The organism is Micrococcales bacterium, assembly GCA_009784895.1.
Classification (GTDB): domain Bacteria; phylum Actinomycetota; class Actinomycetes; order Actinomycetales; family WQXJ01; genus WQXJ01.
The window spans coordinates 1-12,597 of the sequence record WQXJ01000030.1 but is presented as its reverse complement, the minus strand read 5'-3'; the positions used below and the strand labels follow the sequence as shown (position 1 = coordinate 12,597).

Here is a 12,597-nt window from a genome sequence, read left to right as displayed (position 1 = left end):
ATTACCCGGCCCGGCCACCGACAGCCTCCCAGCTGATTTTCCCAAGCCCCGGCTGCTCCCCCAAATCCGGGTAGTGCGGGGTCATGTTCTAACCTCGGCCCAAATCCGGGCCAAAAAGGCCGCCGTTTTGGCGGTGCCAGTTAGCCCCGACCCAGAAGGCGAAGGCGTCCAGCCGGGCCCGGGTACGGCCGATGCCGGCCTGCGTTACGGCGTCGACTTGGCCCAAGTCGCCTGCCGCCGCAGTCTCAAGGCCAGTGCCGGTTCGACCTTGGCCTTGGACTTACCCCAAGTGCACGCCTCAGCTGGCGACAAGGCGTTGCCCTGGACTGATTTGGCTCCCCGCCTGGTCCTAGTTGGTCTGGGCGACGGTTCGCCAGCCGCCCTGCGGCGGGCCGGGGCGGCTTTGGCTAATGAGGCCAAGAACGGCACGGTGGTGACGCCAATTGCCACCGACGACCGATCGATGACCGCTGCCTTGGTCGAAGGCTTCTGGCTCGGTGGCTACCGCCGGGCCAAAGCCAGCCAGACCTCTACCGATGACCGTTTGGGCGAACTGGTGCTATTGGGCCGCCACGACCGCAGCGCCATCGGGCAAGCTCAAATCAGAGCCCAAGCCACCATGTTGGCTCGCGACTTGACCAACTGGCCGGCCTCGACTAAAACCCCGGCCAGTTTCGCCGCTTGTGCTAGCGACTTGGCGGCACAGACCGACTCGATTAGCGTCGCTGTGCTGGACCCAGATGACCTGGCCAGCCAAGGTTTTGGCGCCATCTTGGCGGTTGGTGGTGGCGCCGGAGGCGGTCAAGGCCCCGGTGGCTACGCTGGCGAAGGAGCCGGTGGCACTGGCCCAGGACACGGCCTAAGCCAGGCCCAACTGCGCGGCATCGCCAAGGCCCGCCGCCCTGGCCGAGCCATAGATGCCCCCTGGGCAGATAGAACGCCCCGATTGGTGGTGGCCCGCTACCAACCGGCCACGGCTGGCCCAGTTTTGAAACAGCCCTTTCACCTGGTTCTAGTGGGCAAAGGCATCACCTTCGATAGCGGCGGGCTTGACATCAAACCGCGGGCCTCGATGTCAACTATGGCGACTGACTGCGCCGGCGCCGCCACTGCCTTGGCCACGGTTTGGGCCGCCGCCCAGTTAGAGCTACCGGTTCGTTTGACCGCAGTGTTGGCCCTGGCCGAGAACGGCTTTGGCGCCGGCGCCTACCGCCCTGGCGATGTCATCAAAACCTACGGCGGTCGCACAGTTGAAGTGGCCGATACCGATGCCGAGGGCCGGCTGGTCCTAGCCGATGGGCTCGGTTTCGCTGCCACCTTGGCGGCCGATGCCACCGTCACGCTGGCTACGCTGACCGGGGCGGCCAGGCTGGCACTGGGCGAGCAGACTTCGGCTCTTTTTGCCAACGACGACGCCTTGGCCAGCGCCTTTGAGCAGGCCGCCGAATCCGCCGGCGAGGCTATTTGGCGCCTGCCGCTGGTCGAGGACTACCTGCCATCACTTGACTCTCAGCTGGCCGACTGCCTGCAACTACCGGCCAAACCGCGCGGCGGCGGTGCCATTACGGCCGCGCTTTTCCTACGCCAATTCGCTGGGATTGGCCCTTGGGCCCACGTCGATATGGTTTCGGCCCGGGCCAGTGCCTCTACAGCGCTGAGCGACCAAGGAGCCACCGGTTTTGGCGTCCGGTTGCTGGTCGACCTGGCCGCCGCCGCCAGCTAGGTACCGTGTTGGCTTGGTCGGCGCCAAGTGGACCCAAAAAAACGCGGCGAGCAAAGGCCAGCTGGTCGTGTGGTGCGTTGGGAGAGTTCCAGGCGCATCACACGGCCTGCTCTAGTCTTATGCCCATGACCGCAACCGAGTTTGACGACACTTGGGTGGTCATGCCCGTCTACAACGAAGCGCCGGTGCTGGCCGCCACGCTGGAGGATCTTTGCGCCGCTTTTGACCACGTTTGCGTGGTCGACGACGCTTCAGACGACGATTCGGCCCAGATCGCCGCCGGTTTTGCCAGCCGCGGCGTCAGGCTGCTGCGCCATCCCTTCAACCTGGGTCAAGGGGCCGCTCTGCAAACTGGCATTACCTACGTGCTAGGCGATGATTTGACTCAGCGAGTGGTCACCTTTGATGCCGACGGCCAACACCGGGTTGCCGATGCCGTCGCCATGACCCGAGTCTTGCAGGCCCCGCCCGATGGCGCCGGCGGCCTTGACGCGGTTCTGGGCTCGCGTTTTGTCGATGGCAAGGGGCAGATGGGCGGGCTCAAACGGCTGGTTTTGCGCCTGGCCGTGGCTTACACAAACCTCTCAGTCGGTCTAAAGCTGACCGACACCCACAACGGCCTGCGAGTGCTCAACCGTGCAACCGCCGCCAAGCTGGCTATCCGCCAAAACGGTATGGCTCACGCCACCGAAGTCCTCGAGCAGCTGGCGGCCATGAAAGCCAGTTACCGCGAATACCCCACCGAGATCAGCTATTCGCCCTACGCCAAGTCAAAGGGCCAGTCATTGCTCAATTCGGTCAACATCCTGGTTGAGCTGCTGCTGAGGTAGGTATGAACGTTATTCGGATCGCCCTGATTGTGCTGGTGGTTTTGACCGCCGGCTTGCTGCTGCGCGGCCAGGGCGCCCGCCATCAGGCCGTACGGCGCCTCGGTTTGGTGGCCTTCGCCTTGCTGGCGGTGGCGGCGGTGATTTTCCCCGACGCCACTACCGTGGTGGCCAACTGGATTGGGGTTGGGCGCGGCGCCGACCTGCTGCTCTACGTTCTGCTGGTGGCCTTCTTTGGCTACGTGGCAGGCCGCTACTTCCATGACAAACGTCAAAACCGCCACCTGACCGCCTTGGCCCGCCGGCTAACCCTGGCCCAGGCGCCGCCACCGCGCGGTCTACTGCCGCCAAAAGGCCAAACCGAAGGGCCGGCATCGGGCAAAACCAGTCAGACATGACTGCCTGGCTGACCGGCCTGCTGGCCCTGACCGTGGCGGGGGTCTGGCTTTGGCTGCCCGGCGCCGCGGTGGCTTTTCTGGCCGGGCTGCGCGGCCTGTCGCTGCTGGCCATGGCCCCGGCGCTAAGCCTGGCGGTGATTGGGTGCGGCTCGGTTGTGGCGCCGATCCTTGGGCTCGGCTGGAGCTGGTTGACGGCCTTGCTGGCCACCGCTCTGGCCTGCGCCCTGGCCGCCCTGGTCGGTTGGTTTTTCCCGCTCAAAGTTTTCCCCAGCGTTGATGAAGCCGCCACCGGTGGTGGTGCGGCGGCCAAGGCCGTCCCGGCCGGTCCCATGCGGCCCGGGCCCGCGGGCCAAATGCGGGCCGTCCCGGCACCTCCGTTGCGGGCGGTGCCGGCCTGGTCCTGGCGACAGTGGCGAATCGTGGGCCTGGTGGCCCTGGGGGCCATGGCGGTGATTGGACTTGGCGCCCTGACCGGCATGGGTGGCCTTGGCGCTATTCCGCAGGGTTGGGACGTGGTCTTTCACGGCAATCTGGTGCAGTTCATTGCCGACAGCGCCAATGCCTCGCCGCTTCACGCCGGGGTTCTGAACTCACCTGAGGCCACTAGCGCCTACTACCCCTCGACGGTCCACGCCCTGGCCGCCCTGCTGCCCAGTGCCTGCCAGGTTTGGCCGGCCCTGCTGGCAGTGCAGCTGATCAGCGGTTCGGTTGTTTGGGTGGTCGGCGTGACCTACCTAATGCAGGTGCTTTTCCCCAAGCGGTTTACCCTGGCGGTGATTGGGGTGGCCTTGGCGGCCGTGGGGCAGGGCCAGCCCTTGTCACTGGTTGGGTTGATCCCTAACTCGGTGGCGGTGGCGTTGCTGCCGGCCCTGCTGGGTTGGTCGGTGCAGCTGGCGCGGCTGGTGACTTTGCGGATGGGCGGGGTGGTTGGGCGCCTGTTAGTGCTGGGCGTGGCTGCTCTCGGCCTGGGCCTGGCTCATCCAATTGGCGTGTTTTCCTATTGGCTGCTGGCCTGGCCTATTTCCGGCTACATCCTGGGGACGCTGGCTTTGCGCGGCTGGCGGCGCGGTTGGCGACTGGCCACGGTGGTCTGTTCGGCCGCGGTAGTGGCGTTGTTTGCTCTGGCTGTTGTCCTGCTGCTGGCCGTGCCCGAGGTCAAACGGCTTGTCTCTGGACCCGGCTGGGCTAGCCGCGATAACCCGCTGGCCGCCTTGGCTCTGGCCATGGGTGACTCGACTTCGTTGTTCCAGGTGGGGCCGGGGTTGGGGCTGTCTTTGGGTTTGGTTTGCGGGGCTGTGTTGCTGGTGGTTCGCCGCCGCCAGCGCTGGCTGGTGGCGAGCTACCTTTCCGCCCTGGTCATTTACGTTGGTTGCGTTACCGGTTTTGGGCCGATGACGCCGCTAACCGGCTTGTGGTATTCCGACCGCACCCGGATTGGTCCCCTATTGGGTCTAATCGCCATCCCGATCGCCGCCATCGGCCTGGCTTGGGTTGGCTCGAAGCTGCTGCCCCGATTCAGCTGGGGCCTGGTCGGGTTCCTGCCCAACCACCCCCAACGCCGCGAGATCGAGCTTTGGCATAACAACAACGCGGCTTCCGGCCGGGCCAAAGCCTGGCGGATTGGCTTGGCCGCCTTGACGGTGGTTTGCCTGGCCAGTTCGGTCGTGACGATGGCACTGCGACCAGGGCGCTACGGCCAATACGGCTACGGCTGGTCAACTGAGGCTTCACCTCGAATGCTGACCCGGGCTGAGCTGGAAATGATCCGCCGGCTGGACCAGCAACTAGGGACGGGCAAAGTGCTGGGCGACCCGGCCAACGGTTCGGCCTACATCTACTCGCTAACCGGCCGCCAGGTTGTCTTCCCGCATCTAACCGGCAACTGGGGTCAAGCCCGGCGCTATCTAATGGAGCATTTACCTTCGATTGCCAGCGACCCGAAGGTTTGCCAAGCCCTGGACCAGATCGAGGCCCGTTACTTGTATCTTGACCCAGTTACCTTCCGCGACGTTGACACCTTCGCGTCTATGACCTAAGGCCTTAACTTGACTAGCGGCTTTGAGCTGGTTGATTCAGGCGGCACAGCCAGCCTCTACCGCATCACCGCCTGCAACGATCCGGCCTCCTGACAACACCAACGACACGAAACTGAGCCAGACACCAGCCGCCCGGCAGAGCCCGCGACAGAGCCCGGAGCCGGCCTGGCCGGGGTGTTGATCAGCGTCGGTGCTTGGTGGAACTAAAGCCGGTGGGTTGGAGGGCGTTTGACCGCGATCACCACGCCGTCCCCGGCCGAGGCCAAAGCCACGCTTAGCTCTTCGTGATTGCGCAGCTCACGGGCCACTTCACGCACCGCTACTGTCACCGGGTCACGCCGAGCCGGGTCAGGCACCCGCCCGCCGGCCAACGCCCCGTCGACGAAAAGCACGCCACCGGTGCGCAGCAGTCGCAATGCGTCCGGCAGCCGCTCGGTGTAATCACGTTTGGCCCCGCCCAGCAGTACCAGGTCGTAGGCGGAATCGGCCAAGCGAGGTAGGACCTCCGCTGGCCGGGAGTTGATCAGCCGCATCTGCGATAGCGGCACCGCAGCGTCCGTCAGGGCCGCCCGGGCAGCAGTCTGGTGCTCAACCTCAATGTCGATCGATGTGACAATGGCGCCAGGGGGCATGACCGCCAGCAGGTGCAATGCTGCCACCCCGGCCGAGGTGCCGATTTCTACGGCTGAGCGGGCTCCGACCGCACTGGCGAAAACCCGCAGCAAAGCGGCCGCTCCAGGCAGCGGCGCCGGGCAGCCCAACTCCCGGGCGCGGGCCCTGGCGCTAACCAAAGCCGGCGGCTCCGGCACAAAGTCCTCCGCGAATACCCAGTTGGCGACGTAGTCGACCGATCCCTCAGCCACGCTTCGATGCTATCGGACGCCTGGAGTGAGTTGGCCCCGGGGATCGGTCGTGTCGCGGGCGGGCGGTTTGGCGCCCAACGCTGTCCCGGGCATGACAACCGGCAACGTGACCAGCAGCGGCAACCAGGTAGCACCACTGCCCGGATTGTGAGGTTGATCACACTTATTGCCCTTCTGGTAAGGCGGTCTCACCAGGCTCAATAGGCTATTGACTCCGAAGGAAGACACCAGTTACCTCGCGCTCTAAGGACTAGAACTGATGCCCGCCCCCGGCAATTTGGACACCCTGATTACCACCCACTCACCCCGAATTTACCGCCATGCCTACCACCTGACCGGCAACCGCTTCGACGCCGAGGATCTGACCCAAGAGACCTTTGTTCGCGTCATCACAGCGCTTGACGCCAAGGGCGCCGGTTCGCTGGAAGGCTGGATGCATCGCATTACCACCAACCTGTTCCTAGACCAGGCCCGGCGCCGGGCCCGCCTAAGGTTCGAATCGCTTGGTGAGGCTGAAGAACTCCTCGAGGACCCGGCATCGGACCCGCTCGACATCTACGTCAGCCGGCACCTCGACGCCGCAGTCTCAACCGCTCTAGCCGCCCTGCCCGAGCAGTTCCGTCAGCCGTTCGTTCTGCGGGCCATCGAGGGCTGTTCCTATGAGGAGATTGCCCAGATTCTTGGCCTTAAGCTTGGCACGGTCCGCTCACGCATCCACCGGGCCCGTGGCTGGTTGCAGCAATGGCTCGAGCGCCCGGCCCCTGGCACCAGCGGATAGTCGAGCCGCCACCGCCAAACCGGGCCAAGTAACCTACTATTTGTTCATGGCGCGAATTGTCCTAGCCGAACACGACCCAGCGATTGCCGAGCCGCTGGCGCGTGCGCTGATCCGCGAAGGCTACGAGGTTACCCAGCACGCCGCCGGTCAGGCCGTGCTAAGCGCGCCGGTCGAAGCCGAGCTGGTGATACTGGACCAGGGGCTGCCGGACGTGGACGGTCTGGAGGTGGCCAGGGCCCTTCGAAGCAGGGGTGCAGGACCGCCCATCCTCATCTTGACCGCCCGGGCGGATGAAGTCGACCTGGTTGTTGGCCTTGACGCCGGGGCCGATGACTACGTGACCAAACCCTTTCACTTGGAAGAGCTCCTGGCCCGGGTCAAAGCCCTGCTGGCCCGCACCGGCACCGACCCGGCCTAGCTTGGTCGACCAGCGGCTCAATCAACCCTCCAACAGCCGGGTGACCAGGCGGGTGGTCAGCTCGATTGAGGCTTCCGGGTCCTCTTCCGAAACAGCCAGGAAGGCCAGCGCGCGGGCCAAGTTGATTAGTGCCACCAGCCCGATGGCGGTGTCTCGGTCGGCTTGTTCGACTTGCCTGGCACCGCGGTTGGCTGCTACCTGACCGGCCACGATTTCCAGGGCGTCGATCCAGACCGATCCGATCAACCGGCGAAACTCTTCGTCACGAATGGCCAAGGCCAGGATTTCCAGTGTCAACAGGACACAGCTGGGGTCGGTTTGCTGGCGTAAGGACTTGGCGATTTCCGCAGCCAGCGTGCCTGGTTCGGGCAGGGGTTGGCTGGCCTCAAGGTGGGCCACGGCTAGTTGGGCGAACAATTCACGCTTGGTGGCGAAATGGGTATAGACGGCGCCTTTGGTGTAGCCGGCCGCGGCGGCAATATCCTCGACCGAGGCGGCCGAATAGCCTTTTTCGGTGATGACCTCGGCGGCGGCCATCAGCAGATCTTCGCGGGTCTTTTCGCTGCGTCTGGCCCGGCTGCCGGTCTGCTGGGACTCTGATTTGGTCTTGACCTTTTGCGAGACACCATCTATCGACTGGGCGGCTTCACGCAGGCCGACTGTTAGCGCTTCGTTGATGCGAGGCGAGGCGTCTTGGAACGAATCGCGCAGCGCTAAGGTCAAGGCGCGAGCGGCTTCACCCAGGGCTCGGGCGGCCGAGCCGAGTTCCGTGGCGTCGTTCGAAGCGGAGTTGGTTGCCTGGCCGCTTTGATCACCTGGATCGCCTATTTGGCCGGGGCTGCGGGAAGAGGGGCCATTCGATTCTTCTGGACCTGAGGTCTGGCCTTGGCTCCGAGCGGGCTCAGAGCCAGCCTCCGGCGCTGAGCCGGATCCAGTCTGGCGCTTTCTCTTCATTGCCAAAGCATACCACTTGGACTGTCTAACCGTTCGGTGTATACTAACCGGTATGCATTCAATGGAGATGGGCTGCCCGGTGCTTGAGATCAAGGGCCTGGTCAAGCGATATCGCGGCAAGAATGGGGTCTTGGCCAACGACGGCATCGATTTGACTGTCAGACCTGGTCAAGTGGTTGGGCTGCTGGGGCACAACGGAGCCGGCAAGACCACTTTGGTCAACGCGTTAGTTGGGCTGATCCGCCCTGACGCCGGATCGATCACCTTGGCGGGGGTGGATGCCATTGCCCAACCCAGCCGGGCCAGGCAATTGACCGCCATCCAAGCCCAGGCCAATATCCCGCTAGACGGTTTGACGCCACGCACGGCGGTGACGTTGGTGACAAGAATGCGCGGCGTGGCCAAGACGGCGGCCCAGGCGCGAGCGGCCGAGCTAATCGCCACCCTCGATATTGGCGAGTGGGCTGACAAACCCTCTGCCAGAGCCTCGGGCGGGATCAACCGGCTGACAGCGTTTTGTATGACTGCGGCGGCACCAGCGGCGCTGCATGTTTTCGACGAACCAACCAACGATGTTGACCCGGCCCGCCGCCGCCTGCTTTGGGGCGAAGTCCGGGCGCTGGCGGACCGGGGCGGGGCAGTGCTGTTGACCACCCACAACGTCCGTGAGGCCGAGACGGCGGTAGACCACGTTGTCATTGTTGACCATGGCCGTGTGGTGACGGCCGGGTCACCTGCGGCCATTGCTGAGCAAACCCAGACAGCTGACCTGGAACAGGCCTACCTGGCCCTGGCCGGCGCGCCGGCCAACAACGGCGACAATCACGGGAGCAGATTATGAGCACGGCACAAACGGCGGTGGCACCAGCCGGCTTGGGACAGTCCGTGGCCCTTTTGGTGCGGTGGAGGGTCAGGTCAAATGCGTCACAGTTTCCCCTACTGTTCGCGGTCCAAATCGCCGTCTCAGTCCTGCTGGTGCTGGGACTGGGCATGTTTGTGGGCAACCCGCCCGAACTCTTCGCACGCTACCTGACCACCGGAGCCGGCACCGCCGCTCTGTTGACGGTGGCGCTGATCGTGACCTCCCAGTCAGTCTCGCAAATGAAGGAAAACGGGTCGCTGGCTTGGATGAAGACCTGGCCGGTGGCGCGGACGGCCCTGGTCCTGGCCGAGGTAACTATGTGGACGGCCCTGGTTTTGCCCGGACTAGTGCTGGGTTGGATCATCGGCGCGGCTCGCTTTCACGTCAGCATCTCGCCCAGGCCATGGATCATCCTGGTGGTCTTGGTTGTTGCGCTGACGGCGACCTCGCTGGGTTATTCCTACGCCGTGCTGCTACACCCGCAAATAGCCAATGTCATAGGCCAATTGCTGACCTTCGTGGTCCTAATGTTCTCGCCGGTGTCCTTCCCGGCAGAGCGCCTGCCTGGGTGGCTCCAGACTATTCACCACTTCCTGCCGATTGAGCCGATGGCGGAGCTGATGCGGGCCGGGGTGATGCCGGAAGCCTTTTCCGTCACCACCCGGAGCGTAGTGGTACTAACCATTTGGGTGGTCGCAGCGGTAGGCGGCGCCGAAGCGTCGCTGCGCCGCCGCCTGTAGGGGTTGGTGACCGGCCCCCAAGCGCCCGCGATCCCCAGTCCCGGACGCAAGACACGCCGTTCTGGTCAGGAGACTGGTTCTTGCGCCAGAGTCTGTTGAATCGCCCGAATGGTCTCCGCAGGACGGTTGACAATCTGGTCCCAAGTCAACCTGATGGTTTGGTATCCGGCCGCGCCAAGTAACAGGTCGCGCCGATGATCGGCTTGGAACACGGCGTGGTCGCGGTGGAAGGCCCAACCGTCGACCTCAATGATCAGTCTCCGGGCCGCAAAGAGGAAATCGGCTTTGAAGGGGGTTCCATCCGCCAGGCGAATCGTGGCATTGGCCTGCCAGCCGGCAATTCCGTAGCGGTCGAAGAGGTCCTTTAGACGACGCTCTGCCTCTGAAGCCAGATTGTAGATGGCCATTTCCACGTAGTCGCTGAGGCTTCGAATCCCGGTTGCTCCCCGCCGCAGCTCGACTGCGCCGACAAAGTCCTGGGCTTTAATTTTCTCTCTAGTCAGGACCCAAGAGAACAAGGGCCTGCGGGCCTCTTCGGTGAGAACCCGCATAGTGTCGACGAAGGCTGCCGGGAGGGTCTGCAAGCAAAGTCCCCCAACCCAAGTGACTTCATTAGGCCGGTAGCGGTGGCGCCGTGCCCTTAGCCGGTATTGCTCGCGTCGCTTGTCCTTCAACTGACCATTGACATGTGTTTGGCTGGGCAATGGGGCGCCGGGGAGCCACAAAGCCAGCGCGCTTGGTCCCCAGAGAACCGCAGTGGTCCAGGTCAGGCGCAATGCCCAGGCATCTTGAAGGGCGGTAACTGTGGTGCTCGCCAGCGACAAGCCCCGGCCGGCAACTCGACGCCACCATCCGATTTTGAGGCGATACTGGGCTTCGCTTGAGCTCATACCACCGGCCAAGGCCTGGGCAAACGTAAATACTCCGGCTTGATGGCTGGCAGGCCCCGGAGTCCAGTCGGGAGGGCGGCGCAGCGGTCTGGGACTCATTGGTCGACAATGACTCGAAATCAAGCCTTTAGCAACAGGGCCTGTGGACGACGGTCAGAATTCCCAGCCTGGTATTCGTTCAATTCGACGCGGCAGGGATGCGCGGCAGGGATGCGCCAGGCCCGCGCAGCCCTGCATCGTGCGGGGCAGTTCTATTGTTATTGCGAATCGAGTGGTGTCGTTACGCCGTTTCGCGGGCTGGCACTACTTCGAACACCTGGGACAACGCGGCGGGCTGCACCGGTCAAACGGCGTAACGACGCCGCACGATGGGGAGTATTGGCCTAACGACACCACCCGATGGTCTGAACCACTGGTGCTGATGGTCCAGCTAGCTGCTGGAGCTGGGACCGGGCTTTGCCTGGTGATCAATCCCCCATGGCTGCGGGTAGGATGGGCGCCCGGTCCACGACCAATACCAGGGCACCCAATAGAAACGAGCTCTTCGATGCAGCAGCGCGCTGAGCGCCATGACCTGCGCAACATCGCCATTGTGGCTCATGTTGACCACGGCAAAACCACCTTGGTCGACGCCATGTTGTGGCAAACCGGCGCCTTTGGCGCCCATCAGCATGTCGCCGAGCGCGCCTTGGACAGCGGCGACCTGGAGAGGGAAAAGGGCATCACCATCCTGGCCAAAAACACCACGGTGCACTACCAGGACACTGCCGGCACCAAAACCACTATCAATGTGGTCGACACCCCTGGCCACGCCGATTTTGGCGGCGAAGTTGAACGCGGCTTGTCAATGGTGGATGGTGTCTTGCTGCTGGTCGACGCCTCGGAGGGCCCACTACCCCAGACCAGGTTTGTCCTGGGCAAGGCCTTGGCCAGGGCTTTGCCGGTGATCGTGGTGGTCAACAAGGTCGACCGCTCCGATGCCCGCACAGATGAAGTGGTCCACGAAACAACCGACCTGCTACTGGCCCTTGCCAGCGACCTAGTCGAGGACAATCCAGGGCTCGACCTCGACGCCGTCCTTGATTTCCCCATTGTCTACACCAACGCCAAATCCGGCCGTGCCTGTCTGACCGCCCCGGGCAACGGCCAACAGCCCGCCGCCCGGGATTTGGAGCCCTTGTTCGCCACCATAATCGAAACCATCCCGGCACCAAGCTATGACCCTAAAGCCAACCTCCAGGCCCAAGTCACCAACCTCGACGCCTCGCCCTTTTTGGGGCGGCTGGCCCTACTACGCATCTACAGTGGCCAGCTGGCAAAAGGCGCCAACGTTGCCTGGGTCAAAGGCGATGGCACCAGCCAAACGGTCAGGATAGGCGAACTGCTGGCCACCGAGGCCCTCGACCGGGTGCCGACAGACCAAGCCGGGCCAGGCGACATTGTGGCGGTAGCCGGCATTGGGCAAATCATGATTGGCGATTCGCTAACCGACCCGGACGACCCGCGTCCGCTCGAACCCATCACCATTGACGACCCGGCCATTGCCATGACCATTGGCATCAACACCTCGCCGCTGGCCGGCCAGGCCAAGGGCCACAAGTTGACCGCCAGGCAAGTCAAAGACCGGCTAGAACGCGAGTTGGTTGGCAACGTTTCAATCAAGGTGCTGCCAACCGACCGGCCCGACGCTTGGGAGGTCCAAGGCCGTGGCGAGCTGGCCCTGGCGGTGCTGGTGGAGCAAATGCGGCGCGAGGGTTTCGAGTTGACCGTGGGCAAACCCCATGTCGTCACCCGAATGATTGAAGGTCAGCTGTGCGAGCCAATCGAGGCGATGACGATTGACGCCCCGGAAGAGTACTTGGGCACAATCACCCAGCTGATGGCGGCGCGCAAGGGCCGCATGGCAACTGTGGCCAACCATGGATCCGGCTGGGTCCGTATGGAGTTCAAAGTCCCAGCCCGCGGTTTGATCTCGTTCAGGACCCAGTTCCTGACCGAGACCCGCGGCACCGGCATTGCCCATTCCATCGCCGCACCTTACGAACCCTGGGCAGGGTCAATTATTAGCCGCGTCACCGGATCGATCGTGGCAGACCGGCCCGGCGCCG

Annotated in this window: 11 protein-coding genes and 1 pseudogene; 9 read left to right on the top strand and 3 right to left on the bottom strand. The window is 64.0% G+C overall.

Annotated elements, in window-relative coordinates:
* Window positions 1-73: 73 nt before the first annotated feature.
* The 4 genes from FWD29_06540 (at window position 74) to FWD29_06525 (ending at window position 4,984) form a co-directional block, all read left to right on the top strand.
* Window positions 74-1,723: a leucyl aminopeptidase family protein gene (locus tag FWD29_06540; protein MCL2803594.1), complete on the top strand. Its 1,650-nt coding sequence runs from the start codon at window positions 74-76 to the stop codon at window positions 1,721-1,723.
* 125 nt (window positions 1,724-1,848) lie between these two features.
* Window positions 1,849-2,553: a glycosyltransferase family 2 protein gene (locus FWD29_06535; protein MCL2803593.1), complete on the top strand. Its 705-nt coding sequence runs from the start codon at window positions 1,849-1,851 to the stop codon at window positions 2,551-2,553.
* Between the two features lie 2 nt (window positions 2,554-2,555).
* On the top strand, window positions 2,556-2,948 hold the full coding sequence (locus tag FWD29_06530) for a DUF2304 domain-containing protein (protein ID MCL2803592.1): 393 nt from the start codon (window positions 2,556-2,558) through the stop codon (window positions 2,946-2,948).
* Window positions 2,945-4,984 (top strand): hypothetical protein, encoded by a 2,040-nt coding sequence (locus tag FWD29_06525; GenBank protein ID MCL2803591.1) that lies wholly within the window; start codon window positions 2,945-2,947, stop codon window positions 4,982-4,984. The genes FWD29_06530 and FWD29_06525 overlap by 4 nt, the downstream gene beginning before the upstream one ends.
* A 203-nt stretch (window positions 4,985-5,187) precedes the next feature.
* Here the strand turns inward: FWD29_06525 and FWD29_06520 are convergent, their stop codons facing one another.
* A complete protein-coding gene (locus FWD29_06520) occupies window positions 5,188-5,847 on the bottom strand; it encodes a class I SAM-dependent methyltransferase (protein ID MCL2803590.1) in 660 nt (219 codons plus the stop codon).
* Between the two features lie 259 nt (window positions 5,848-6,106).
* On the opposite strand from FWD29_06520, the gene FWD29_06515 reads away from it, so the two are divergent.
* Both FWD29_06515 and FWD29_06510 read left to right on the top strand, forming a co-directional pair.
* Entirely contained in the window at window positions 6,107-6,625 is a 519-nt protein-coding gene (locus tag FWD29_06515) for a sigma-70 family RNA polymerase sigma factor (protein ID MCL2803589.1), read from the top strand.
* A 46-nt stretch (window positions 6,626-6,671) separates the two neighbouring features.
* A pseudogene (locus tag FWD29_06510) lies at window positions 6,672-7,034 on the top strand (response regulator transcription factor).
* A 30-nt stretch (window positions 7,035-7,064) separates the two neighbouring features.
* On the opposite strand, the gene FWD29_06505 reads toward FWD29_06510, so the two are convergent.
* Window positions 7,065-7,997: a TetR/AcrR family transcriptional regulator gene (locus FWD29_06505; protein MCL2803588.1), complete on the bottom strand. Its 933-nt coding sequence runs from the start codon at window positions 7,995-7,997 to the stop codon at window positions 7,065-7,067.
* A gap of 52 nt (window positions 7,998-8,049) precedes the next feature.
* Between FWD29_06505 and FWD29_06500 the strand changes: the two genes are divergently transcribed.
* Together FWD29_06500 and FWD29_06495 are read left to right on the top strand one after the other, a co-directional pair.
* A complete protein-coding gene (locus FWD29_06500; protein MCL2803587.1) occupies window positions 8,050-8,838 on the top strand; it encodes an ABC transporter ATP-binding protein in 789 nt (262 codons plus the stop codon).
* Window positions 8,835-9,599, top strand: coding sequence for an ABC transporter permease (locus tag FWD29_06495; GenBank protein ID MCL2803586.1), 765 nt, complete (start codon window positions 8,835-8,837; stop codon window positions 9,597-9,599). Before FWD29_06500 ends, FWD29_06495 begins: the two co-directional genes overlap by 4 nt.
* Before the next feature lie 65 nt (window positions 9,600-9,664).
* Here FWD29_06495 and FWD29_06490 read toward each other — a convergent pair whose 3' ends face one another.
* Window positions 9,665-10,489, bottom strand: a complete 825-nt coding sequence (locus FWD29_06490) for an endonuclease domain-containing protein (protein ID MCL2803585.1) — start codon at window positions 10,487-10,489, stop codon at window positions 9,665-9,667.
* Between the two features lie 547 nt (window positions 10,490-11,036).
* On the opposite strand from FWD29_06490, the gene FWD29_06485 reads away from it, so the two are divergent.
* A partial coding sequence (locus FWD29_06485; GenBank protein MCL2803584.1) for a GTP-binding protein occupies window positions 11,037-12,597 on the top strand: 1,561 nt, incomplete at its 3' end.

Coding starts and splice junctions, on each gene's coding strand:
- FWD29_06535 (MCL2803593.1), top strand. CDS start 1,849: ATGACCGCAACCGAGTTTGACGACACTTGGGTGGTCATGCCCGTCTAC.
- FWD29_06530 (MCL2803592.1), top strand. CDS start 2,556: ATGAACGTTATTCGGATCGCCCTGATTGTGCTGGTGGTTTTGACCGCC.
- FWD29_06525 (MCL2803591.1), top strand. CDS start 2,945: ATGACTGCCTGGCTGACCGGCCTGCTGGCCCTGACCGTGGCGGGGGTC.
- FWD29_06515 (MCL2803589.1), top strand. CDS start 6,107: ATGCCCGCCCCCGGCAATTTGGACACCCTGATTACCACCCACTCACCC.
- FWD29_06505 (MCL2803588.1), bottom strand. CDS start 7,997: ATGAAGAGAAAGCGCCAGACTGGATCCGGCTCAGCGCCGGAGGCTGGC.
- FWD29_06500 (MCL2803587.1), top strand. CDS start 8,050: ATGCATTCAATGGAGATGGGCTGCCCGGTGCTTGAGATCAAGGGCCTG.
- FWD29_06495 (MCL2803586.1), top strand. CDS start 8,835: ATGAGCACGGCACAAACGGCGGTGGCACCAGCCGGCTTGGGACAGTCC.
- FWD29_06490 (MCL2803585.1), bottom strand. CDS start 10,489: ATGAGCTCAAGCGAAGCCCAGTATCGCCTCAAAATCGGATGGTGGCGT.